The sequence below is a fragment of the Candidatus Eremiobacterota bacterium genome (assembly GCA_031082125.1).
Classification (GTDB): Bacteria; Vulcanimicrobiota; CADAWZ01; order CADAWZ01; family Ess09-12; genus Ess09-12.
In genome coordinates, this window is record JAVHLM010000025.1 from 47621 (window position 1) to 71524 (window position 23904).

Consider the following 23904-nt stretch of genomic DNA (forward strand, 5'->3'; position numbering starts at 1 on the left):
CGATGTGAGTTCCTGTCGCTGAAACATCAGCGTCCCGCGGCTTTCAATGATTCAGGAGGCCTGAAGGAGCCCTGTCAGGAATACCCGTTGCAGGGAATGGAAAATATCCCTCTCTGTGGTAAAGTAATTCATGCGTATCGCAATAGTGGAAGATGACTCACTCCAGAACGGGAACCTGCGGCTTCTCCTCCAGGGTGAACAGGGGATCACCCTGCAGCGCGATATGCTCAACAAGGACCGATGGCGGCATCGGCGCCGGGGGGGGATTCTGCTTCTTACCGGCCCGGATTGCCTCTTGCCGGAATAGTATTCCCCCGGCCTTCATTTTTGCATAAAATAAGAGCATAGTAACTTTGAAGGCAAGAAAGAGGAGGGTCCATCATGACAATAGGAACAGTCGCGCAGCCCCTTACCGCAGGACAGATGCTCCAGGAGTGTGCCCCCGGGGCACCTTCCGAGGTAAAAGACCAGTCATCCGATATCCAGGATTCCGCCCAGGTCTCCCTGGAGGCAAAGCCCGAAAAATCAGAGACCCTCGAGAAACTGAAGAACTGGATTAAAGACAAGGTAAACAGCCAGAACAAGGAGCTCACCACCGCCGACAAGGTGAAGAGAGTAGCCTTCTCCACGGCGGTAGGCGCTGCGTCAGGCGCGGCGATGATCGCCACGGGAACAGCACCCCTGGTCTCCGCTATAGTGAGCAGCGCGGTGGGCGCCGTGGCATTCGGCGGACTCGGCCTCTTTGTCGGGTTCATAGGCGGAATGATCGCCGAAAAGGCCGGAAAGAAAGGCGCTATGGGAACAGGCTCCATGATGGGCGTGATTGGCGGGGGGATAGCCGGCGCCGGCATAGGCGGCGTCTGCGGATGGGCCCAGGGCCATCTCCTTATTGCCGCAGCCAATGCATGCGGAGGCGGTCCCGTGGGAGGCGCCATCGCGGGGGCCATCTTCTCGGGCGTATCGGCAACGCTGAGCATCCTCCGCCGCTCGGGTCAGCACAAGCCTGAGCATGCACCTGCGAATAATGCCCCGACGCCTCAGCAGCCGGCGCCGGCCCGGGAGCAGGACACCAAGCCTGCCCAGGCATAACAGCACATCACTGAGGGACACCATGAGAGGCACTGTAAAAGGTGCCTCTTTTCCCATGAAGTGAGGAGGGCCTCTGGAGCCCTGTGAAAAGGTGGAGCATGAAGAGCATATCTTTCAGGGGAAATGGGGGAGCGCTTCAAGGCGCCGAGGAGATGAAGAGGACCGCCCCTTCCGCAGGGAATGAGGCGGCGCCTGGATTTCCCGCGCAGGACATGGTCGTGGCGGGCGCTTCCGGGGAGATCTCCCCGGCGCTTCCGGCTTGCCTGTCGCTTCCCGGGAAGACATGGGGTTTTCCCCTCCCGCGCATGAGCGTGCTCGCCGGTGCGGTGATGCTGCAGGTAATCTCGGCCTTTTCCGGCGCACTGTCGGCATCTTCGCTGCCGGATACGGAGAAAAAGGGCTTTTCCGCATCCCGGCTTGAAGAGGTGAGGAAGAGCCTCATGCCGGGAGATATCATCCTGAGCAGGACTCCCTCCAACCAGCTCTATTACCTCCTCCAGAAAGCGGCCTTCGGGAGCGACTATTCCCATGCCGCGATGGTCGCAGGCGACGGCAGGATCATCGACGCCTACTCGAAGGTGAAGGCGCAGTCCCTGGAGGACTTCTGCGCGTCGCAGACCGCTCTCGTGATCCTGAGGCCCCCCTATCATTCAGAGGAAGAGCGGATCAAGGCCCTGGACTACCTGGAGAGGCAGGTGGGCAAGCCCTATGACTGGCGCTTCGACCTGAAAGACGACAGCGCCCATTACTGCACGGAAATCGTGGTAAAGGCCCTCGAGGCGTCGTGCTCCAGAGCAGAGGTCAAGGGAAGATGGGCCCTCGGAAGGCCCGTGGTGGTCCCCGACGATCTGCTGAACTCGCCCTCGCTGTCGAAAGCCGGGGAGTTCCGCTCCTGACGCCCTGATGGAGAGAGAGGGGATACTCGCTGCTCAGCTCTTTTGTCCACCGGAGGATCCGGTCTATCCTGAAAAACCTGCCCAAACAGTGCCCTTTTCAATTGCCTTATGGGCCTCTGCCCTTTTCTTGACATGAGAATATCTCTGCAGTATAGTGGGTATTGTCACCGTTCCTGTCACGCAGAGGAGTTGCTCCATAATGGGATTCTTGAGAATCGTGCACCGCACAGGCCGGCCGGAGGTCTTGCCCAATCCCAGGGTCCTGGCCTTTCTTCTTCTGTGTCTGCTGACACTGGCTTTCCCCGCTCCCCCCCGGGCCGATGCCCAGGTGCCTCTCCCTTACATGCCAAGGGTCCAGAAGCTCCAGGCGCCGCCTCCCATTGAGCTTCCCGCTCCCCCTGAAGGCTCCGCGCAGGAAGGGCAGACCCCTCTCTCGGCATCGGAAGCCGCAAGGATAGCCCTCGGCATGAGGGGCGTGATAAAGAAAGCTCAGGCTGACGTGGCTGCGGCCAGGGGGAGGACCCAGCAGGCGCAGTCGCCCCTCAATCCCACGGTGACCGTGGGAACAGGCTACACGGGCATCAACAACTTCATCAGCCCCTCGTCGTCAACAGGGACCGGTATCATTGCAGCCCCCGCAGGAGGCGTTGCCGGCTCCACGGGACAGACGGTGTCCATCCCGGGCTACCAGGTCAACGCGGCCGTCAGGCAGCTCATCTATGACTTCAACCACACGCGCCAGCTCATCAGGGAGGCCCAGGCCCAGGAGGAAGCCCTCGGGGCCACCCTCACAAAGACGCAGCAGCAGGTGGTCCTCGAGGTGAAAACAACCTTTTATGACCATCTCTACAAGGCACGGCTCGTTACAATCTATGAGAAGACCCTCTCGACGCAGAAGGAGCACCTCTCCATGGCAGAAGAGCGCTTCAAAGCAGGGGTAGGACTCCCCCAGGATGTGGTAAGGTCAGAGGCCGCCGTGGCAAGCACCATCTACCAGCTTACCCAGGCGAGAAATGACGCCAGCATTTCCCGCATAAAGCTCGCCACCCTTATGGGAGTAGATCCCCGGACCCCCCTCCTCACGTCAGATGACCCCGAGCCACCCCCCGCAGCGCTGCCCCTTGAGGCCTTTATTGAAAAAGCCCTCAGGGAAAGGCCGGATATGAAGGGCGGTATGTCGCAGGTGAAGGCCGCAGAGTACGCCCTTGGCGCGGCGGCGACCAATAATGCCCCTGATGTGGTCGGCTCGACGTCATACTCGATGAGGGGTTACAATTTCCCTCCCCACAACAGCGATCAGCTCAGCACGACCCTGTCCATCCAGTGGAGTATCGGCGACGGGGGCCTCACACCGGGGATGGTGAAGGAGGCAAAGGCACACATTGAAGCGGCAAGGGCGCAGCTCGAAGAAACGAAGCAGGCAGTCATCTCCGAGGTATCCCAGGCCTACCTGTCAATGGCTTCCGCTGAGCAGAAGCTGACGGCTTCTGACGCCGAGGTGGCAAACGCCGACGAGAGCCTGAGACTCGCCGAGGGGCGCTTCAAGTCAGGCCTCGGCATACTGCTCGATGTCCTGGACGCCCAGAACGCCCTCCTCACTGCGCGGGTGAACAGGGTGAAGGCCCGGCTTGATGTTGATCTCTCCATAGCGTCCCTTGCCTATGCTCTTGGTGAAAATCTACCGCCCCCCCGCCAGGGGCCTTGACCCCTCACTCCCGGGGTCTCATCAAGCCAGTCCATGATGCGCTGATTCCCAGGGAGGCGGGGAGGATTACCGGAGATTCTTGGTTAATATTGCCTTTATCCGATCTAAGGAGCCGAAGCCATGAAGACAACTGAAGATTTCAAGTGGAGCAACCTGGGAGACATCGAGAAAGGGCGGCCCAACCTGGGAGACAAGACAAGCGTGGCGGTGTACCGCATATTCAATTACTCATTGAAAAGCGTCCTTGAAAAGCACCTGGGCAAAGAGAAGACACGATCCTTCTTCGTCGAGGCGGGCCACATGGCGGGCCTCGAATACTGCAGGAACATGCTTGCCACGAGCCTCACGCCGGATAGATTTGTTGCCGAGCTTCACAGGCAGCTGAAAGACCTGGGAATTGGCGTGCTCTACGTGGAAAAGGCCGACTTCAAAAAGCTGGATTTCGTCCTGACCGTCACAGAGGACCTTGACTGCTCGGGACTCACCCCCTGCGGCGAGACCGTCTGCACCTTCGATGAGGGCTTTATCGCGGGGATCCTGGAGGCCTACACGGGAAAATCTTTTGAAGTCAAGGAAGTGGACTGCTGGACCACAGGGAGCACCGCCTGCAGGTTCACTGCCAGGGCGCACTAAAAAGGTACCCCATGGACGACAGACCTCCCACAGATATGGCCCCTGTAGTGGAAAAGCTCTGCTTTACACTTGAAAAGCTCCTCCAAGGGGACTTTGCAGGAGCAGGCGCCTCCCTTCCTGAGCCTGACGCCTCCGCAGGGGACCCGGCGCTCTCAAGGCTCGCAGGGGTGATAAGGATCATTGTCGGCTCGCACATTCAAGGGGCGGCCTTTATCAACGCGCTTGCAGCGGGGAGCCTCGAGGCGGAAGCGCCGCGGAAGAACCTTTTCTTCTCGCCCCTCAAGTCTCTCCAGGCAAGCCTCCGCCACCTCAGGTGGCTCTCCGGGCAGATAGCCATGGGCAACCTCGATCACGAGGCAAGCTACCTGGGGGACTTCTCAGAGTCCTTCAACAGGCTCATGGAAGCCCTGAAGGAGAAGGAGAAGCTTGAGCAGAGGCTCAGGATTGACGAGGAGCGCTACCGCGCCATTGTCGAGGCCGCAGCGTACCCCATCATTATCACCGATTCAGAGGACTACCTTATACTTTACCTGAACAGCAGGGCTGAGAAGCAGTTTCTCGTCACTAGGGAGATGATGACGGGGAAAACAACCCATACTTTTTATGAAAGCCCCGAGGAGAGGGATCGCCTCATCTCCCTTTTTAAAGAGAAGGGGTCCCTCTTCGACATGGAAGTGAGGCTCCGCAGATCAGACGGTGAGCTCTTCTGGGCCCTCATCTCAATAGGTCACCTCACTTTTGACGGGAAAAAGGCCATCTGCATCTCATTAAACGAAATAACAGAGCTCAAGAAGGCTCAAGCTGACCTTATGGCGGCTAAGCAGGCCGCCGAGGAGGCCAGCAGGGCCAAGAGCATCTTCCTGGCAAACATGTCCCACGAGATAAGAACCCCGATGAACGCCATCGTGGGATTTCTCGAGCTCCTGGGCGACAGGGACCTCGGTGCAGAGCATCAGGAGTACGTGAGGGAGACAAAGAACGCCTCGGAGTATCTCCTCCATCTCATCAGCGACATCCTTGATCTCTCCAAGATAGAAGCCGGCAGGATGGAGCTGGAGAGAGTAGATTTCAATGCCCTCTCCCTCGTGGAAGACGTGATTTCCCTCAACGCGCCTATGGCCTTCCAGAAAAGCCTTGAAATCTATCCCTTCCTGGATCTTATGACCCCGGCCTGGCTCTCGGGGGACCCGGGGAGGCTCAAGCAGGTCCTGAATAACCTTATCAGCAATGCCGTCAAATTCACGGAGCATGGAGAGATAACAGTGACGCTCTCATCAGAGGATATGGGCGACAGGGGGGTGAAGCTCTCCTTCTCCGTCGAGGACACGGGTATCGGCATCAGGAGCGGCGACGGGATAAAGCTCTTCGAGGCCTTTTCACAGGCCGATGCCTCGACGACGAGAGTTTATGGCGGCACAGGCCTTGGGCTGGCAATATCAAAAAGAATCGTCGAGATGATGGGCGGATCGATTGCAATGAAAAGCAATCCTGGAGAGGGCTCGTCATTTGCCTTCTCCGTGGTCATGGAGAAAGGAGCCTTCATTGCCCGAGAACATAGTGATGACGGGGTTCCCCGGCTTGAGGGCATCACGGTGCTCATCGTGGATGACTGCCGGAAGAGCAGGGAGGTAATAAAGAATATTCTCTCCCCCGCGGGATGCCCCATCATTGAAGCCGAATCGGGCCCCAGGGCCATGGAGCTCCTCATCGCCGGGAAGATGCAGTGCGGCGCGGTGATCGTTGATTCAGACATGCCGGGGATGGATGGCCCCTCCCTTATCGCTGCCCTGAAAGCCCTTGAGCCCGCAAATCCCCTCCCGGTAATACTTCTTGAACCACCTTCCGGGAAAAGGGAGCCCGAGAGCGGCACACTCACCACGGTCACGAGGCCCATAAGGCACAAAGAGCTTCTCATGGCCCTTCTCAAAGCACTTGGAAGAGATCCATGCCTTCTTCCCGTTGAAGCGGCAGCCATCGCCAGGAGCATGAAAGGGGGAGAGCGGGCCGATCCGGCACACCTTCGGATTCTTCTTGTCGAGGACAACAGGACAAACCAGAAAGTATTCACCGCGATGCTGAAGACCATGGGTTATTCCTGTGACATTGCCGCTGACGGCAGCGAGGCCGTCGAGGCAAGCCTGAGCAGGGACTACCACCTGATCTTCATGGACTGCATGATGCCCGTGATGGACGGCTACCAGGCCACCATGGAGATCCGCAGGCGGGAGAAGAGCCTCTCCAGGGTTCCCATAATAGCAATGACGGCCTTTGCCATGAAGGAAGACCGGGACAAGTGCCTCGCCGCCGGCATGGATGACTATATCAGCAAGCCTGTCTCGAGGGAGACCCTCCGCAACATCCTCACAAAATACGGGGAACATGCACAGAGAGCCCGGGACCTTGATGCTGTACCGCCCCCCTTTGCCATTGATGAGGATCTGCCGTTGAAAGTCATAGACTCCATAGTCGATGACCTGGCGATAGAGCGGTCAGAGGCAGAGAGCTACCTGAATAGCTTCATGGAGAGCCTCCCTCTCTCTCTTGACAGGATAGATCGCCACCTGGCAGCCGGTGCCATAAACGAGGCCTACAGGGAGCTCCACCGCCTCAATGGCTCCTCGGGGTGCCTGAGGATGAAAAAACTCAGCAGGCTTTTCGCTGCCTGTGAGGAGAAGGCGGGAAGGGATAACATTGAAGAGACTGCCGTGCTGTTCCGTGAGACAAAGGCATATGCCGCGGCGCTCAGCACCCTCTACCGTCGTCATTTCAGCCAGATGCGCTGACATGAGCCACGAATTCCGGGAAAGAGGACACCGTGAGATCGGGGACCAGGCCATTCAGCCTCCCGAAGCCATAGGATACGAAGCATGTCCTTATGCCGGCGTTCTTCCCGGCACCAAGGTCAGTATAATGGTCGCCTACTATCCAGCTCCTCTCAGGCGCGGCCTTCACCTTCTCCATGGAGGCCAGCAGGGATTCAGGGTCGGGCTTGAGGGCATACCCCGAGTCGCCGCCGATGACCAGCTCAAAGAGATGAAGAATCCGGAAGTGGGCGAGGATCTCGTCGCAGAAAACCCGGGGCTTGTTGCTGATGACGGACAGCCTCCAGTGATTCCGGCGAAGCTCTCTCAAGCCCTCTGCAACTCCGCCGTAGAGGACCGAGTCATCGACCATGTGAGCGCGGTAAAAGCCTCTCATAATCCCCACGGCCTCGTCCAGGTCAATGCCGGTGCCTGCAAGGATTCTCTCGCAGAGCATCTTTATGCCGTCACCGATGGAGACCGTCACCTCCTCGACGGAGAGGTGCGCCATGCCGTAATGGGAGCGCATGACATTGACCGCCCTGGCAATGTCAGTGCGGGAATCCACAAGGGTGCCGTCAAGGTCAAAGGCGATGAGTGAGCTCATAGGGTTACCATTCAGAAAAAAGATATGGGCGGCAGGGAGTCTCCTTTATAAGCGCTCTCGAAAGTCTTCATGAACTCCCCTTTTCCGAAGGATGCGTCAAACTCGCGGAGCCATTTCCTCACGTAGGCGCCGTCAATGCTCCCTCTGTGCCTTGCCACGAGCTTCTGCATGTCAATGATGTCGGGAGGAGCTCCCGAGAGAATCTTGTGAATGATGAGATCCTCGCAGGAGGCGAAACAGACGCGCTGATCATTTATCCTGAGCTTCACCGTCCTCTTGATGGCCTGGGCTTCGTAGGGCGTAAGAGAGAGGATGAAGTCCACGCGGATGGAGCTCGCTTCATCGATGGCCGGGAGGACCATGTTCTGTCTTATATACTCCCTCGCGTCTTCAGGGACCGGAGAGAGGCCCATCTCGCGCACAATGGAGATCAGCAGGTTGATGCAGCGGGCGTCAAGGCCGATGAGGACATCGATGTCTCTTACGAGCTTTGGCTCGCCGTAAAGGAGAAGCGCCGCTCCGCCCGTGACAATATAGGGCACATTGTGGCGCAGGAGAACAAGGGCTATTCGTGAAAGGAGTTCTTCGAACATGAATTCAGCACGCTCGCAAGCCTTATGTCATTCTCGACGCCCTCCAGGGGATTGGGGGAGGGAAGCTTCCCATCCCTGGATGCCTCTTCCCAGAGCCTCCGGAATATCTCCATCGACATCTCAAAGTGCTGCTGGATTTTCTGCTCTGCTTCGTCGTGATCCCTTACTTCGATCAGTTCCTGGTTATTCATCTCTGCCGGGTCTCCTTCAATGATGATTGGATAGGTTTCCGCTTCCTCCAGAGGCACTCTGGAAATTCTTTCTCTATTATAGCATGAATCGGCCTGGAAAAAAATATTCTTTTACCCCGAAATCCCTGCAAGACTCTTCAGATACCCGCTCACCTCGCGACGGCCACGGGATTCTGCAATATCAAGCGGAGTCAGGCCGTCCCGGTCCACCGCCGAGGAGGAGGCTCCCTTTGAGACGAGGAGTTTCACCAGATCCAGCGAGCCATTGGCGGCGGCGATATGGAGGGGAGTGAGGCCGGAGCCGTCAGCAGCATTGATATCGGCGCCATAGTTGATGAGCACCCGGGCAGTCCTCAGGCCGCCGTTGAGCACGGCGTGGTAAAGCGGGGTACAGCCGTTGCAGTCGCGGGACTCAAGCAGGGCGCCCATGTAGAGGAGACCTTCCGCCGCGGCGCTCTCATCCCTGCATGCAAGCCAGTGGAGAAGGGTGTTGCCCTGGGTGTCCTTCAGCGTGAGAAACTCCGGGTGGCTTTCCATGAAAGCCCTGCTCTTCGGGATATCAATCTTTCCTGAGGCATCCCAGAGCCTGAGAAATCTCACGTCTATGCCTGCCAGGCTCCGCTCCTTACGCTCTTTTCCTTTTTCAAAGGGTTCCGTCATACCGCACTGCCCTCCCCTGCCCCGACAGGCAGCTATGAATTTACCAAAAGTCCTGTGTGAGTGAATTTCAAGGCCCGGAGGAAATCTCCTTCCCCCTGATGCCATGGGGCCTCAATGGGTCTCTTGCCGGAAAAGGGACTTGACAAAAAGGTGAAAATGCGGGAAATAGATAGTAAGCATGTCTAAAGAGAAGGGGTGGTAATTATGGCAGACAGCATCCAGCCGGTACAGGGCGGCAATATCCAGAGAACCGTGGTGGACCCGCTTCAATTCGGCCAGCAGGTGGGTGCCGGGGGTGCCGGCGTGAATGAGGCGCTGGGAAAAATCGGCAAGATGGGCGGGGCCGGGAAGGATCATAAGGGCGAAAAGCCCTCATCGTCCAAGGACGGCTTCCAGCCTTCTGACGACATGTCGGAGGTCTCTGACGGCATCGTGAAAGCCCACGAAATAGATCCCCACAACCAGGAGCTTCTCCAGAAAGGCACCCCGGCCTCCGGTGCCTCTGCCGGCGGCCTTGGCAAGCCCATGGCAGGAATGATGAACAAGAAGGCTGCCGATGAGCAGGCTGATGAAGGTGCCGAAGAAGGCCAGGATCTCCAGAAAGGAACGGACAGCAAACTAACAGCCTCGCCTCAGGAGAGCACTTCCGCCGCGCCGCAGCTTGCCGAGACCTCCCACGGCTCCACCCAGCTCAAGGTGGAAAAAGGCCCCGGCGAGGAGAAGCAGATCGACGGGGAGCTTGCTAACCAGCAGCTCAACGCCGATAATGCGAAGCAGATGGCTGCAATGAACGCCACGGGCAAGGAAGACGCCACGGCAAGGCAGATGGCAGCCCAGTCCGGCGTGAGTGATATCATGGAGCAGCAGGGCCTCAAGCAGCAGTTTATCGATGCCGCCCAGCAGGGCCTCACGGCAGGAATGGACTGGCAGAAGTACGGCGACATGAAGCAGATGATGGGGATGATGAACCAGAAGGAGGGGCAGCTGGTCCAGACCGACGGTATCAAGCAGATCGGGTCGGGGCAGGCGATGCAGACCGTGGGCACCGTCCTCAAGAGTGTGGGCGAAAACCTCAGGATGGTAGGGTGGAATCAGGACCAGTCGGGGAAAATGGAAGAGTGCACGGGGATGGCACTTCTTTCCAATCCCTACACGGCCGCGGCAGGGGCGGCCCTCGTCGCCTCAGGGACGGCCCTCCAGGCTACGGGGATCGCGACGCAGGCAATCGGCGCAGCAACGACGGCGACAGGCGAAAGTACCCACATCCAGGGCGTGAAGACCCAGAAGGCAGGCGAGGATACCCACAAGAGGGGCGTCAAGCAGGAAGACGAGGGCAAGGAGGCCGAGGACCAGGGGATCGAGCAGTCAGAGAAAGGCATCAAGAAGCAGAAGGAAGCCGATGATTCCCACAAGGCCCTCACGGCCGAGAGCGCCCAGCTTCAAGACCAGGCGAAGCAGAAGTCCATGGAAGCCAAGGATCACGCGAAAAAGGCCGGCGAGTTCACCAAGGCGGAGAATATCAACAAGGAGAAGGAGAGCGGCGCCCAGGAGAACATCCAGGAGCTCAAGAAAGCCAGGAAGGAAGGCCCCGGAGGCGGCGGTGAAGGCGAGAAGGGTGAAAAAGGCAAGGCCGAGGGCGCCGAGGACCTCCTCCAGGGAGCCGATGACGGCACCAAGGACAAGCTCAAGAAAGAAGACATGATGGACAAGAAGAAGCTTGAAGAGCTGATGAAGAAGAACAAGCTTGATCCCAAGAAGGTCCAGGAGATAAGCAAAAGCAAGGAGTCAAAGAAGTCAAAGGACAAGGAGCGCAAGGCGGACTCATCAAAGGCTGATAAGGATCGCGGCGCCGAAGACAGCGGTGCTGCTCACGGCGGGCACCAGGAAAGCACAGCCCCGTCTGCATCTGGAACCGCCGCACCAAGGGCTGAGGCCCCGTCGCAGGTGGCAGCCGTGAAGCCTGCCGCTTCGGTGCCTCAGGCAGGAACCCCTTCCCAGGGCGCCGTGCCTCAGGGAGGTGCGCAGCCCCAGGCCGGAGCGATACAGGCCGGCGCTCAGCCTGCAGGCTCAATCCAGGGAGGCGGCCAGACGGGCCTGGCTGCCGGAGCGCCTGCCGGGGAGAAGCAGGGCGGCCTCCTTGCCGGGGCACCGCTCGGGATGAAGATGCCGGGCGTGAAAGGCCCCATGCCGCCGCCCAAGAAGAAAGACAAGGATGACGAAGATGACAAGAACGCCATGAACAGGGGCATGGGAGGAGACAGCAAGGCTCTCGACGCCGACGGCTCGGGCGCCGATGCCGACGACGGGCAGGCCCAGAGCTTCACCGGGAAGGTCTCCACCGAGGAGACGGAAGACGGCACGATCATCAACCTCAACGATCTCAAGAGTGGCGGCACCGTGGGAAGCAAGGGCTCATCGGCAAGAGGCGGGGGCGGCAGCGCTGAAGGCGAATCGCTGCTGGACGGGGACCTTGACGAGAACGAGGCCTCGCTGAGAAACCGCGACGGTGACAAGGACCAGGGAAAGCAGCTTAACAAGGCCGGCGCCGCCGGGGCGATGACGAACGCCATCGGCGGTGTGTTCAAGTCCTCCACCTGATGAGGGAATGCCAGGGCTCTTGTTTTCTGCATGAGAGGCTTCGGGAGCCTCTCTCAAGTGATTGCCCCGTGGCTCCTGAGCACCTCCTCTATTTCGGGGCGCCCATAGTGGATGGCTATGAAAAGAGGGGTGAAGCCCTTGTAGCTTTTCTGGTCGAACCGGGCACCCCTGGAGAGAAGAAGCACGGCTGTCTCCGGTGGCCCCATCCTGGCTGCGATGTGAAGGGGCGTGAACCCGTTGAGGTCCTTCACCTCGATGTCCGCACAATTTGAGAGAAGAAGCTCGATGAGCGCATTGTTTCCCATAGATGCGGCGACATGGAGAGGCGCCATCCCGTATATGGTCTCCCTGGCATCGACATCGGCACCGTGCGAGACAAGGATGGCTGCGATCTCATTTCTTCCAAGGGCAGCGCATGCATGGAGAGGCGTGGCCTCGTATTCGCCGTCTCTCAGGGAGAGATCGGCCCCCCTGTCAAGAAGGGCCGGCACCATGGCCTTGTGGCCTTCCGCAACGGCCAGGTGAAGGGGAGTCCTCCCCTTTTCGTCCCTGCAGTTGAACTCAGGGCCTGACCTGAGAAGTCCCTCCAGGAGGTCGACATTACCTTTCATCACGGCGTCAAAAAGCTCCCTGCACATGCCTTGAATATTAGGGACCGCTCCCTGTTTTTCCTGGCTTTGCAGAGGAGATTGGTAATGAAAGGAAGAAAATTGTTGAGAGGCTTCATCTGGAGGTTCCCATGGATGGCTATTCTCAGGAAAACCCCGAATTTGTCCCCGGCCTTGATGACTACTGCCAGGAGAACGATGAGCCCGACCTTGATGAGGAGCCCCATGGCGCCGGCAATGTCGTAGGCAGGCTCTTCGGCGGTGAAGATGAGGGGGGGGACTCGCAAGGTTCCGCACGGGAGCCCTTCTATGAAGAAGGGGAGATCCCCCGGGTCACAAAGGCCCCCGAGATTAACGAGCTCTTTGCGATGGGCATGCTTGTGCTCCAGGGGACACTCGATCCCGCCCTGTTCAATGAGAAGCTCACCGGTGAAAAAGAACGGTTCTCCGCGGTTTATTCACGCTTTCTCGACCTTTACCGCAATGCCGACCTCCCGGAAGAGCTCCGCGGAGAAGCTCATGCCGCCCATGAAAGCTTCGTGAGGTATGCCCTTGCCCTCGGGGAGCTGGAGAGCTCGCTGGCCACAGGGGATCTTTCCCTTATGGAATCGGGCCTCATCAATATCGTGAATGCAGTGAACGAGCTCTCCATCAGCTACGAATCATTCATCGAAAAGCAGCCTCCCCCTGAAGCCAAAACCTGTGCTGAATGCGCTTCCTCAAGCCCCCTGGGGACACTGCAATGCTCAGGATGCGGTGCCCTCTTTCTCCTCACCGACGAGGAGCTCCCCATGGAATACCTCTCGCTCTGGTGGAAGAGCCAGCACCTCCTTCTCTCCCCCGGCGCCTCGACAACTCCCAGAAGCGCCACCGTCATTTATTTTGAACACGAGCGCATGGCCCGCGGTGACATCTCAAGCGAAAAGTATGTCGAGGAGATTGACTGGCTCATTGCCCAGTTCGAGCTCACAAGGAAAGAGATCGAAAAAGAGCTCCACCTCGTTCCTCTCACGGAGCTGCAGGCAAAACAGCGCCTGCTGGAGGGGATCAATTCAGGTGAGAAGGCCCTCGAGAAGCTCCGCGACAGGATTGCCTGGGACCCGCACTCAGGCCTCTCGAAGGAATGGAATTACCTGCTGCGCTCGCTGCATCTTATCATTGACTCACAGGCTGCCCGGGAGGGGACTCCCCTCTGAAGGCCCTCAGCTTCTCCATTGTTCTCCCCAGGCGCTCCACGGTGAAGAAACGTGCAAGCAGCTCAGTCCTGAGGGCCTCCACCTCTTCGCAGACAAGCTCCGACAGGCTGAATTCCACGTTGAGATATTCATAGCGCTCCCTGAAGGAAGAGATGTCCACACCCTCCCTCCTCAGCATCTCGGTCATCTCGGTGCCCTCAAAAGGCTGGACGGTAAAGGGATGAACTATATCGATGGCGGGGTCAAGGCAGTATTCAAAGGTCATCATCATCTCCTGCCTCGTCTCGGTGGGAAACCCCAGCATGACAAAAAGGTTGGTAAGTATACCCTGAGCAGAGGTGAAGCGGACAATGTGCCTCAATTTCTCAAGATCTATGTTTTTCCTGATCATCCTCTGAAGCCGGGGCGATGCCGTCTCCAGCGCGTAGGTGACCCTGAAGAGCCCCGCCTTCTTCATCGCCAGGATGAGCTCCTCATCGCAGAGATCTGCTCTCAGGCCGTTGGGGAAGGAGAACAGGAGTCTCAGGCCTCGCTCCGCGATGAGGCCGCAGATGGCCATAACCCTCTCCCTGTCAAAATTGAATATGTCGTCCCTGATGTCAAACTGGCGTATTCCAAAGGCGCGGTAGAGATATTCTATTTCGTCCACCACATGGCGGGGGCTCCTGGCGCGGAATTTCTTTCCGAAGATGTCATGGCAGAAAATACAATGGTAAGGGCAGCCCCTTGAGGTGAAGATTGAGACAAGCTTGCGCCTGGCGTTGAAATATACCGGCACCTGGGGGTAATAGCTCAACTGAAAGTAGCTCTCATGATCCAGCAGGTTCCAGGCAGGCAGGGGAAGAGAGTCAAGGTCGGCGATATGCTCACCCCGGGGGTTCACCCGGACCGTTCCCTCAGGGTCACGGTAAATAAGCTGCGCTATGCGCTCAAATCCCCCGCCTTCCCTCAGGCTTATGAGCAAATCTATCAGGGGCCCCTCGCCTTCGCCGTATATGGCATAGTCAAGAGGTGCCTCATCCATGATGGCGCCTTTCACCGCCGTCACATGGGGGCCGCCTCCCACCAGAAGAGCATCCGGTGCAAGATATCTCATCATCTTGATCATCTCTGCCATGAAGGGCCCGTCGCGGCTCACCGATCTGAAGCCTATGAAGTCGGGCCTGAACTCTCTCACTACAGGCGGCATGCTGCTGAAGTCATTATCAAAGAGCCTCAGGTCAAGGATTTTCACCCGGGCTTCCGGATCGTGCCCCTGGATCACCGAGGCAAGCTGCACAAGTCCCAGGGGCTGCACCACGTCGGAAGGCATGGTCATGTCATAGCCGGGAATATAGTATTTATGGAGCTTCTGTGCCTCCACAAGGAGAAATCTCTTCTTTTCCCGACCTGCTGCTTTTCTCATCGCCTCTTCCACCGGATCACCCTCTTCCCTTGCCGGGTTCTTTTTCCCTTCTCCTTGGCTTTCCTCCCCTTTTTTTGTATAATATGGGGAGAAGCAAGTTATCCCCGGGGGGGTGAGCATATGAAAAAACGCTGCTCAGGAAGCGCCCTTCTCTATGTGCTTGTTCTGAGCCTGGCAATACTGGTCCTTGCCACCGCAATGCTCTTCCGCTTTATAATGACCCTCCGCACGCTGACCCATGACGAGTCTTACGTAAGGGCGGGCCAGCTTGCCGATTCAGGAGCGCAGATTGCCGTGCTGCTTATGCGGGATTACAGGTACAACTGGTACGAGACCTCACAGCTCCCGCCAGGATTCTCCATGCCCCTCAGGAGCACCGAGCTCGCAAGGACCTTCCCTGAATATTCCCCCGAGGCCCTTGGAGGCACCTTTGAAGTGGAAGTTGAGGAATTCACTTCACTCTATCCCAAAACTCACAACGGCTTGATAAGGGGGACTTACCGCACGATTATCTCGACAGGACGCTCGGGAAGCCGCTCGGCAAGGACGGCAGTCACCGTGAAGGTCACGAGCCCTCTGCTCAACTACCTGATGGTCTCCTCAGGCGATCTGCAGCTTCCCGGCTGGGACAATCCGAAAATCAACGGCCCCATATTCGTCAATTCGAACGGAAGCCAGAGCGGGAACGTGTGGATGTGGCATGACGCCCTCTTCTATTTTCCCCTCACCAGATCCGTGATGCACTGCCCCCAGGAACCATATATTTCTGGAGAGATAAAGGCCACAGGAAAAATATACCTGAGAAACCATGTGGAAACAGGAAATACAAACGTGGTGCCTCCGGGAGAAAACCCATGGAGCAAGGATAAATATTACTTTTCAGGCACCGAGAATCCCGGGCAGCTCCAGTATCAGGACATAGACTACAGCAAGTTTCCCGCATCGAATCCGGCCTGCAACACGGGCCACCTCAATTTCCCGAGAGAGCTCTCTTCGCAGCCCGAAACGAACCTGAACCTCTCCATGCCCACCACTGACTCCCTGATGGAAAATATGCGCAACAAGAAGCAGAAGATCGTCGTTGACATATCGGGGTGCACCGAGGGAGCCCTGGCGGAGTTTGTCGGTGACAAGCTCTATATCAGCAAGGCGACCGCGAAAACCGTGGGGAGAGTGTGGGACAAGGATTTCTACAAGTCCCACCAGGACGAGATCCTTTACCACTACAGCGTCAATAAGGGCGTCACGGACAGGACCGCGCTGGATGCACTGTGCCGCAGCGAAGTCACCTGGAATGATCCCGACTTCGCGGAAGATGACTATCCTTCCCAGGTCCAGGATGAGGCAGGGCGGGATCTTGATGGTGACGGCAGGGATGAGACAAAAGGCAACTATTTCGAGGTGAAAAGGATTGTGAGGGGTGATGCGGTGAAGGCCGAGAGCACCCCCGGCGACTATATCACCATCCCCCAGGATGGATGGACTACCGTGTATGTAAAAACATCCAATATCAGTATCCCGATAAGCGACGGAGTGACGACCTTCCAGTCGGCGCCGCCCCTTTACGTGAGGGGAAACATCAAAGGCAAGGTGGTGCTCGCCTACGATGCACCCGAAGCCGGAACGGCCGCCAAGAACAGGCTCCACACGGTCATCCTGAGCCAGCATGAGGCTCCGGATGACGTGGAAGCCAAGCGGAAAATCGCCCCGGGCCCCGGTGTGCCCGGAGGAATCCGCTACAGCAATCCCCTCATCAAATCCTCCCCCGACGACGAGGGCGGAAATGCAGATGATGCCATCGTGGTGGTGAGCGGCGGCTCAATGAACGCTGCCGGGAACACGGGGTATTACCAGGACTGCATGAGGGCCGAGAACGGCAACAAGGTCAATTATCTCTCCAGCAATTACCAGCTCGATGAGAGCTACAGGAACTATTACCAGAGCATTTACCAGAATGCCGGGGTCCCTGCGGGGAGCCTGGACAAAAAGCTCCATGAAGACTTCAACCTTACCCAGCATTCTCAGCACCTCAGCGGGTACGGCCTGTCCTGGAATCACAACACGATAAAAACGCCTCTTTACGGGGTTTTTATCGGAAACGAGTCCCATATAAGCAGGAACAGGGTATCTGCGAGCGGCACCTTCATCCCCGACGCGGCAACGTCAAAAAACGCCTATGCCTGGCAGGACTTCAGATGGTCCAGCATATCAAGCTCGGCCCAGCTTCCAAACGGTGCAAGCACCGGTGATACCCCCATGTTCTCCTTCAGGTTCAGGAACGCCTATATCAGCGACGGGTGCCAGTACAGACTGAGGGGCAGCATCTCAAGCCTGGGCAAACCCCTTTACGTGAGCGGCGGCGACAGCGCCTATGATTATAAGCTTCAGGAATTCCAGGCAAGCGACATCGCTGAAGAGATAGGCCTTCCTCCGAGCGTGGTGGTCTGCTCATGGCAGAAATACTGACTATTCTGAATATCCCTATGGCTGCAGAGAAAAAGAACCGAACTCTCAGGAGGCCGTCACCGGGGAACCCCACTGAAGGCTTTACCCTTATGGAGGTGATGATAAGCTTCCTGCTGCTTGCCCTTATTACAGGCTCAGTGCTGGTCATTTATACAGGAATCCTCGCCGGAACCAACAAGGCCGAGGTGCACCTCGAGCCTCTCAATGCGCTGGAGGTGCTCTCGCAGGTTTTCAGAGAGCGCGCCAAGAATACCTGGCCTGTTTCCGTTGACGTGTATAGCGGCACCTTCAGCGGCCTCATCTACGACGTGCGGGATTACGGGAAGATCCAGAATCCCCTCGATACCGAAAAGACGATGGAGATGAAGCGGATCGGCATCTGGGTTTATTATACTGTTCTGAACGCTGAGGGGAAAGAGGAGACCAGGTCATATGCCACTTCACAGCTTGTGGGCAACTAGGAGAGCCCCCCGGGGAAAGGGGAAGCCCTGCGGCATGACATTGACAGAGCTCCTTGTCGCCTCCGGGCTCATGATATTTGTATCGCTGGTGTTCTTCCAGATCTTCTCCCCCACTCTTCAACGGACCATAAGGATCGACAAGAAACAGGAACAGCTCCAGAAATTCATACTCTTCAAGGAATACCTTACAAAACGCCTCAATAATGTGCAGATAAAAGAGGTCACCCAGACGGAGATAAAGTTTTATCTCCCTGACCAGGCAGAAACCGGCTCCGGCAAGCTCAACTTGATTGATACCAGCGAGATGACCCAGTGGAACACCTCGGCAGTCTATACCATCGCCATCAATGAGACCGCGGAAGACTCAGTCATACAGGAGTCGCTTGAAGGCAGTCCATCCTCGGACAGCAGGAACAGAAAGCTCTGGAGCCTGGGACCCGGGGGCACACTTGCTTTTGACGCTGCAAAGCTGCCGCTTCTCGGCATTACCGTGAAAGCCCGGGAAAAGGTCAATAACGAGCTCATACCCTGGGAGCGGCACTTTAACGTCTATCTCCCGACATTTCATTGATGCAGCCCGCCTTTCAGCACTGCAGGCTGAAAGGTAAATAGGAGAAATCCCGCAAGAAAAGAAATACTAGAAGTGAGAAACCTGCCACTTAAAGGAAAGCCATGGCTAAGTTCCGGTTTGTAGCACGCGACCGCGAAGGCCACCTGATCGAGGGAATCATAAGGTCAAAAACCGAGGAGCTCGCCGTGGTGGAGCTCAAGGAGACGGGATACCACCTGGAGGATATCACCATCAGGAAGGAATCATCCCGTTTCCTCGGTGACCTGGAGTCTCTTGAAATAGTTCCTGCCCTGAGGGAGCTCGCCAGGGAGTTCCAGGCCCTCTTCCAGAAAACGGACTCAAAGATGCTCTCCCTGTTTCTGCGCCAGATGTTTGTGCTCACCAATGCAGGAATACCTCTTGTAAAGGCCCTGGGCACTCTTGACGGCGGAGGATGGCCCCCTTCCCTCTCAGTGGCCCTCAGGCAGGTGGAGAGAGGCATCAATTCAGGGATGTCGCTTCACCGGATGATGGAGCGCTTCCCTTCAGTCTTTCCCAGGACCCTTGCCAGTATCATCGGCGTGGGCGAGGCTTCAGGCAGGCTTGCGAGAGCCTTTGAGCGGGCATCCCTTCTGGCCGAGCAGGAGGCCAAGATAGAGCTGCGCATCTCCTCCGCCCTCGTGTATCCCGTGACGCTCGTGGCGACGGCTTTCCTTATCATGGCAGTAATTATGCTCTTCCTGCTGCCCAGGCTGAGCGATATGCTCCTCTCCTTCAATATTACCACCTTCTGGGGAGTTCACCTCATACTGAAAGTGGCAAAATTCATCGGAGAGCCCATCGTAATCATATCCATCATTGAAATACTCGGCGCGCTGGGCCTTCTCGCCTTTCTGCTCCTTAAGACTCCCGCAGGAAGAAACACCCTGGACAGCCTGCTGCTGCGCATTCCCATTGTGAAAAAGTTCCTGCTGAGGGTGGGCATGTCACGCCTTGCCTATAACCTCTGGCTCCTGACAGAGAGCGGCGTCTCGCTGCTGGAAGCGCTTAAAATCCTTCCCGGTGCCGTAGGCAACGAGAGCCTCGCCCTCACCATCAATCATGCCATGGAAGGCGTCATCGAAGGGCTTCCCCTCTCGGACGCCCTCCAGGAGGATCGCCGTTTTCCCAGGGTCTTCATCCAGATGCTCAGAGCGGGCGAGGAATCTGGGAACCTCTCTGAATCGCTCCTTTACCTCTGCCGTTACTATGATCTTGAGATAGAGATAGGAGTTGACTCTTTTCTCGCGATATTCGAGCCCCTCATGGTGGCTTTTATGGGATTATTCGTGGGAGGGCTCCTGCTTCTCTTCCTCCCCCTGCTTTACCAGCTCACCATGCACATGGGAGGATGAGATGAAGATGCCTCTGCTCTTGCTTTTGATCCTTTTCTTCATTTCCAGTCCATGGGGCCATGCCCTTGATTCCAGCTCCACCGTGGCGGTAAAGGGGCAGGATGACTCCCTCATCTGCCTGCCCCCTTTCATTGATGAAAAGGGAAACACTCCGGGACCTGAAACGCCCGGCATACCGATGCCTGACGTAAGAAACCTCGAGCTTGCGAAGGCAGCGGCTTTACTTCAGCGCGCCGGCCTTGCCTCGTGGAAGATCTCAGCAGTGCCCTCTCAGGCCAGAGCCGGCACTGTCATCGACCAGAAACCCCATGCCGGCACCATGGTGAGCAAGGAGGAGATAACCCTCTTTATCTCGAGGCCCGTCACCATACCGCGCCGCCTGGACACGGGCAGCAAAGCGCCTCTGCCCCGCGGGCCCTCTCCAAACACCGTCCATCTCATGTGGTGCATTTTTTTCTTCTGCCAGGCCGCCGTGCTTTACGGGATCATATACCTGTGGCCCAGGATCAGGGAGCTCCTCGGCATCTCCCGCGGGGAAAAAGCCCAGGTGATGATTCTCTCCAGGAAGAAAGTCCTCTCTCCCCGGTCCTCCCGCCAGAAGAAAGCGCACCAGGCTCCGGCGCAGAATCAACCTGAAGAGAAAGCCCGGGACCAGGGCGTCGAGCCGCCGGACATAAAGGAATCATAAAGGCCTTCATCGAACAATTTCCACCTGCCTTGCTGAGATATGAAGCACTATGCGCTGCAGACTCCCTGAAAGGATCATGCCATGAGCATTGAACAGAGTGGTGAGGCGTCACCCGGCGGTGGGCACCTGTGTGAAGAGCACCACGAGGATCAGAAGAAAGGCCATCACAAGCTGACTACGTGGATCTTCGTGGGAATGATCCTCGGCGTGATCGTAGGGCTCTGCTTCCCGAAGCTTGGAGTGGCCCTCCGGCCATACGGGAGAATGTTCATCACGATGATCAAGGCCATTATTGCGCCGCTGGTATTCTCCACGCTGGTGGTGGGCATTACCGGCGCGGGGAACATGAAAACCGTGGGCCGTATAGGCCTGAAGGCCATAATCTACTTCGAGATAGCCACGACCTTCGCACTTATCATAGGGCTCGCAATGGGGAACCTGGTGCAGCCCGGCGCAGGCATCACCCTCAAGCCCCAGGAAGCAACCGCCATTCCAGGGATGAACCTCCATGAAATGGAAGGCCAGAAGCAGTCCCTCGGCGAGATCATCCAGCACCTCTTCACCCCGAGCATCGTGGAATCAATGGCAAGGGGAGACGTGCTCCAGATTGTCATCTTCACCCTTATTTTCTCTGCAGGCGTGCTGGCCGTCAAGGAGAAGGCCAGGCCAATCATCGACCTTTGCAGCGCCCTGGCCGAGGTGATGTTCAAATTCACCTCGTTCATCATGTATTTCGCCCCTTTTGGCGTAGGCTGCGCTATTGCCGCCGCAGTGGGAGAGCACGGGCCGGCCATTCTCATCTCACTCGGAAAGCTCGTGCTTACCCTTTACGGATCCCTGGCTGTCTTTCTCCTCTGCGTGCTGCTCCCTGTCGCATTACTTATCAGAATCCCCATAAAAAGATTTATCAGCGCCGTAGAAGAGCCTGTGGTCCTCGCTTTTTCCACCACTTCAAGCGAGGCCGCACTCCCCAAGGCCATGATTGCCATGGAGCGTTTCGGCGTGCCGAAGCATATTGTGGGCTTTGTGATGCCCACGGGATACAGCTTCAACCTTGACGGCACGACACTCTACCTCTCTCTTGCCGCCCTTTTCGTTGCTCAGGCAGCAGGCCATCCGATGACGCTCCCGCAGCAGATTATCATGCTGCTCACCCTTATGATAACAAGCAAAGGCGTTGCCGGTGTCCCCCGCGCCTCGCTGGTAATTCTTGCAGGAACACTTCACAGCTTCAATCTCCCCGTCGAGGCCATCCTGATTATCCTTGGCGCAGATGAGATCATGGATATGGCCCGCACTTCAGTGAATGTCCTCGGCAACTGCCTCGCCACCGTCGTGGTGGCCCGGTGGGAGAAGAATTTCGACGACAGGAAGGCATGTGAGTTCGAAGACGAAGACTGAGAGGAACCGAACAATGAATATCCATTCCGCGAGAGCCCGCGTTGCATCGGCACCGGCACTGCTTTACTTCAAGGGTGATCCCCGCAAGGCAGGTCTCAGGGGCACCGTGCTCTTCTATCACGGCCTCCTGGTCTCCAAGGAGACAAACAAAGGTGAGCTTGAGGGCCTGGCGCGCGCCGGCCTGCTTGCTGTGGGCATAGATACCATAGGCCATGGTGAACGGCGCTACGATGACTACGACGAGCGCTTCACCTCGAAGAAGGGCGCTTTCGAGAAGAATTTTCTCGAGGCTGTGGCCCTCACGGTAAAGGAGATCCCTTCCCTCATAGATGACCTGGTGCAGGACGGGTACTCGCGGCCCGGCGGGATAGGCGTCTGCGGGATATCAATGGGAGGCTACATCACCTATGGCGCCGTGGTGGCGGACAGGCGCATCGCCGCCGCCGTCCCCATTCTTGGGAACCCCCGCTGGCGCCTTCCCTTCCCTGAAAGCCCCGACCACACCCCTGAAAAGTTCTTCCCCACGGCGCTCCTTTCGCAGAATGCAGGCGATGATGAGCATGTGCCGCCGCGTTTCGCCAGGGAGCTCCATGAGAAGCTTGTCCCATTCTATAAGGAGGCCCCGGAGCGCCTTGCCCATATTGAATACCCGGGGGAGCGCCACATGGTCTCCGAAGAGACCTGGAAAACCCTCTGGAGCAGAACAGTAGAATGGTTCGTGCGCTTCCTTGCCTGACCGCTGTTTCCAAGTTCTTGCTGGAATGTTGCCATAAAGTTGAGAGCTTGTTAACAGGTTGTAAACGAAGGGGAGCCCCCGGGGGGGGGCCTGGGACATATTGACGGATTGTGAAAAGTATTGCCGTTTTGTTACAGAAAAAAGAACCTCCCGTTCACAACGGGATTTTTTTTTGACGGGGATTTCACTGATCTGCATGCCTGTGGCGGTGGTGAAGGTCGGGCAGGTGCCTGTGGCTGTGGGAGAGTGCCTCATGATGATGAAAATGAGCATGGGTGAGGGAGGGGCTTTCTCCCTCATGGCCATGGAAGTGGTGACTGTCATCGTGCCTGTGGACGTGGACATGATCCTGCCCGGTATGGGAATGGCCATGTTCATGGCTCTCGGTGAGGATGAGCACGATGGAGAGCACGAGGACCAGCAGCGCGGCAACCTGTATGAGGGATATCGATTCATGGAGAAACAGGACTGAAAAGAGGAGGCCCCAGAAAGGCGCCGTGGAGAAGACAATCTGGCTTCTCACTGCACCGATTGCCTGTGCCGCAGTAATGTAAAGCATGATGCTCAGCCCGTAGGCAAGAGCGCCTGCCAGAAGGGCTTTGAGCACTATCGGGCCCTGGGGCATTGTGCCTGCCGCAAGGCAGCCGAGGGTGAAATTTACGGTGCCTGCGGCAAAACCTTTGATAAGGGTGCTCTGCATGGGGGTAATACCGTCAATAAGGGCTGTGAAATGATTGTCAAGTCCCCAGCAGAGGCATGCTGCCGCCACAAGCATCCCTGCAAGAATGCCTGTACCCGGCTCATTGAATGTGAGGAGCACTCCTGCCGAAAATCCCGCTGCCACGGCAATCCACCCCTTTTGCCCCAGCTGGTCGCGGAAAAAGAAGTGGCCGAGCAGCGCCGTTGCAAAGAGCTCCAGGTTGAGCCACAGTGAAACAGATGCCGATGAGGCGAATGTGAGGCCCCATAAGAGGAAAACTGGCCCCAGGATACCGCCGAATATCACTGCACCGGCGATATAGAGGGAATTGAGCCTGTCCAGCTTCACTGCCCGGCTTTTCCAGGAGAACATGAAGGGCAGGAGTCCCGCCCCGGCTCCCAGGTAGAGAAGGCCTGCCAGCTGGAGGGCATTGACGCTGGCAAGAAGAGTCTTGCTCAGGGGGGTGGCGGATCCAAAGAGTGCAGCCGACAGGAGCCCGATAAAAAGTGCATATGCTTTCACTGGC

The 23904-nt window shown here is 57.4% G+C and carries 22 protein-coding genes; 15 read left to right on the forward strand and 7 right to left on the reverse strand.

The window, feature by feature from the left end:
- Positions 1 to 130 precede the first annotated feature (130 nt).
- The 6 genes from RDV48_23100 to RDV48_23125 all read left to right on the forward strand — a co-directional run bounded on the left by RDV48_23100 (position 131) and on the right by RDV48_23125 (position 7106).
- Positions 131 to 307, forward strand: coding sequence for a hypothetical protein (locus RDV48_23100; protein MDQ7825707.1), 177 nt, complete (start codon positions 131 to 133; stop codon positions 305 to 307).
- A gap of 74 nt (positions 308 to 381) precedes the next feature.
- Entirely contained in the window at positions 382 to 1089 is a 708-nt protein-coding gene (locus tag RDV48_23105; protein MDQ7825708.1) for a hypothetical protein, read from the forward strand.
- A gap of 98 nt (positions 1090 to 1187) precedes the next feature.
- Positions 1188 to 1985 (forward strand): YiiX/YebB-like N1pC/P60 family cysteine hydrolase, encoded by a 798-nt coding sequence (locus RDV48_23110; protein ID MDQ7825709.1) that lies wholly within the window; start codon positions 1188 to 1190, stop codon positions 1983 to 1985.
- A 199-nt stretch (positions 1986 to 2184) separates the two neighbouring features.
- Positions 2185 to 3690 carry a TolC family protein gene (locus RDV48_23115; GenBank protein MDQ7825710.1) on the forward strand — a complete coding sequence of 502 codons (1506 nt, stop codon included), beginning with the start codon at positions 2185 to 2187 and terminating at the stop codon, positions 3688 to 3690.
- 120 nt (positions 3691 to 3810) lie between these two features.
- Positions 3811 to 4323, forward strand: a complete 513-nt coding sequence (locus tag RDV48_23120; GenBank protein ID MDQ7825711.1) for a 4-vinyl reductase — start codon at positions 3811 to 3813, stop codon at positions 4321 to 4323.
- A gap of 11 nt (positions 4324 to 4334) precedes the next feature.
- Entirely contained in the window at positions 4335 to 7106 is a 2772-nt protein-coding gene (locus RDV48_23125; protein ID MDQ7825712.1) for a response regulator, read from the forward strand.
- Here RDV48_23125 and RDV48_23130 read toward each other — a convergent pair.
- From RDV48_23130 to RDV48_23145, 4 genes are all read right to left on the reverse strand, one after another.
- Positions 7090 to 7731 carry an HAD hydrolase-like protein gene (locus tag RDV48_23130; GenBank protein ID MDQ7825713.1) on the reverse strand — a complete coding sequence of 214 codons (642 nt, stop codon included), beginning with the start codon at positions 7729 to 7731 and terminating at the stop codon, positions 7090 to 7092. The two genes, RDV48_23125 and RDV48_23130, sit on opposite strands and share 17 nt — an antisense overlap.
- 11 nt (positions 7732 to 7742) lie before the next feature.
- The gene (locus RDV48_23135; GenBank protein MDQ7825714.1) at positions 7743 to 8324 is read right to left on the reverse strand and encodes a DUF6036 family nucleotidyltransferase; all 582 of its coding nucleotides are present in this window, start codon (positions 8322 to 8324) and stop codon (positions 7743 to 7745) included.
- Positions 8297 to 8515: a hypothetical protein gene (locus tag RDV48_23140; GenBank protein MDQ7825715.1), complete on the reverse strand. Its 219-nt coding sequence runs from the start codon at positions 8513 to 8515 to the stop codon at positions 8297 to 8299. Before RDV48_23140 ends, RDV48_23135 begins: the two co-directional genes overlap by 28 nt.
- 111 nt (positions 8516 to 8626) lie before the next feature.
- Complete coding sequence (locus tag RDV48_23145; protein ID MDQ7825716.1) at positions 8627 to 9175, reverse strand: ankyrin repeat domain-containing protein; 549 nt, start codon at positions 9173 to 9175, stop codon at positions 8627 to 8629.
- Between the two features lie 204 nt (positions 9176 to 9379).
- Here RDV48_23145 and RDV48_23150 point away from each other — a divergent pair, with 204 nt between their 5' ends.
- Positions 9380 to 11773 carry a hypothetical protein gene (locus RDV48_23150; protein ID MDQ7825717.1) on the forward strand — a complete coding sequence of 798 codons (2394 nt, stop codon included), beginning with the start codon at positions 9380 to 9382 and terminating at the stop codon, positions 11771 to 11773.
- Between the two features lie 53 nt (positions 11774 to 11826).
- On the opposite strand, the gene RDV48_23155 is transcribed toward RDV48_23150, so the two are convergent.
- Positions 11827 to 12387 carry an ankyrin repeat domain-containing protein gene (locus tag RDV48_23155; GenBank protein ID MDQ7825718.1) on the reverse strand — a complete coding sequence of 187 codons (561 nt, stop codon included), beginning with the start codon at positions 12385 to 12387 and terminating at the stop codon, positions 11827 to 11829.
- A gap of 125 nt (positions 12388 to 12512) precedes the next feature.
- Here RDV48_23155 and RDV48_23160 point away from each other — a divergent pair, with 125 nt between their 5' ends.
- The gene (locus RDV48_23160) at positions 12513 to 13577 is read left to right on the forward strand and encodes a hypothetical protein (protein MDQ7825719.1); all 1065 of its coding nucleotides are present in this window, start codon (positions 12513 to 12515) and stop codon (positions 13575 to 13577) included.
- Here RDV48_23160 and RDV48_23165 read toward each other — a convergent pair.
- The gene (locus tag RDV48_23165; protein MDQ7825720.1) at positions 13537 to 14982 is read right to left on the reverse strand and encodes a radical SAM protein; all 1446 of its coding nucleotides are present in this window, start codon (positions 14980 to 14982) and stop codon (positions 13537 to 13539) included. The two genes, RDV48_23160 and RDV48_23165, sit on opposite strands and share 41 nt — an antisense overlap.
- Positions 14983 to 15102: 120 nt before the next feature.
- Between RDV48_23165 and RDV48_23170 the strand changes: the two genes are divergently transcribed.
- The 7 genes from RDV48_23170 to RDV48_23200 all read left to right on the forward strand — a co-directional run bounded on the left by RDV48_23170 (position 15103) and on the right by RDV48_23200 (position 22678).
- Positions 15103 to 17448, forward strand: coding sequence for a hypothetical protein (locus RDV48_23170; protein MDQ7825721.1), 2346 nt, complete (start codon positions 15103 to 15105; stop codon positions 17446 to 17448).
- Complete coding sequence (locus tag RDV48_23175; protein ID MDQ7825722.1) at positions 17433 to 17909, forward strand: type II secretion system protein; 477 nt, start codon at positions 17433 to 17435, stop codon at positions 17907 to 17909. Before RDV48_23170 ends, RDV48_23175 begins: the two co-directional genes overlap by 16 nt.
- Positions 17881 to 18480: a type II secretion system protein gene (locus RDV48_23180; protein MDQ7825723.1), complete on the forward strand. Its 600-nt coding sequence runs from the start codon at positions 17881 to 17883 to the stop codon at positions 18478 to 18480. Before RDV48_23175 ends, RDV48_23180 begins: the two co-directional genes overlap by 29 nt.
- A 101-nt stretch (positions 18481 to 18581) precedes the next feature.
- Positions 18582 to 19853: a type II secretion system F family protein gene (locus RDV48_23185; GenBank protein ID MDQ7825724.1), complete on the forward strand. Its 1272-nt coding sequence runs from the start codon at positions 18582 to 18584 to the stop codon at positions 19851 to 19853.
- A gap of 1 nt (position 19854) precedes the next feature.
- Positions 19855 to 20541 (forward strand): PASTA domain-containing protein, encoded by a 687-nt coding sequence (locus tag RDV48_23190; protein MDQ7825725.1) that lies wholly within the window; start codon positions 19855 to 19857, stop codon positions 20539 to 20541.
- An 81-nt stretch (positions 20542 to 20622) separates the two neighbouring features.
- Complete coding sequence (locus tag RDV48_23195) at positions 20623 to 21942, forward strand: cation:dicarboxylase symporter family transporter (protein MDQ7825726.1); 1320 nt, start codon at positions 20623 to 20625, stop codon at positions 21940 to 21942.
- Between the two features lie 13 nt (positions 21943 to 21955).
- On the forward strand, positions 21956 to 22678 hold the full coding sequence (locus tag RDV48_23200; protein MDQ7825727.1) for a dienelactone hydrolase family protein: 723 nt from the start codon (positions 21956 to 21958) through the stop codon (positions 22676 to 22678).
- Between the two features lie 184 nt (positions 22679 to 22862).
- On the opposite strand, the gene RDV48_23205 is transcribed toward RDV48_23200, so the two are convergent.
- Positions 22863 to 23900 carry an EamA family transporter gene (locus tag RDV48_23205; GenBank protein ID MDQ7825728.1) on the reverse strand — a complete coding sequence of 346 codons (1038 nt, stop codon included), beginning with the start codon at positions 23898 to 23900 and terminating at the stop codon, positions 22863 to 22865.
- Positions 23901 to 23904: the final 4 nt, after the last annotated feature.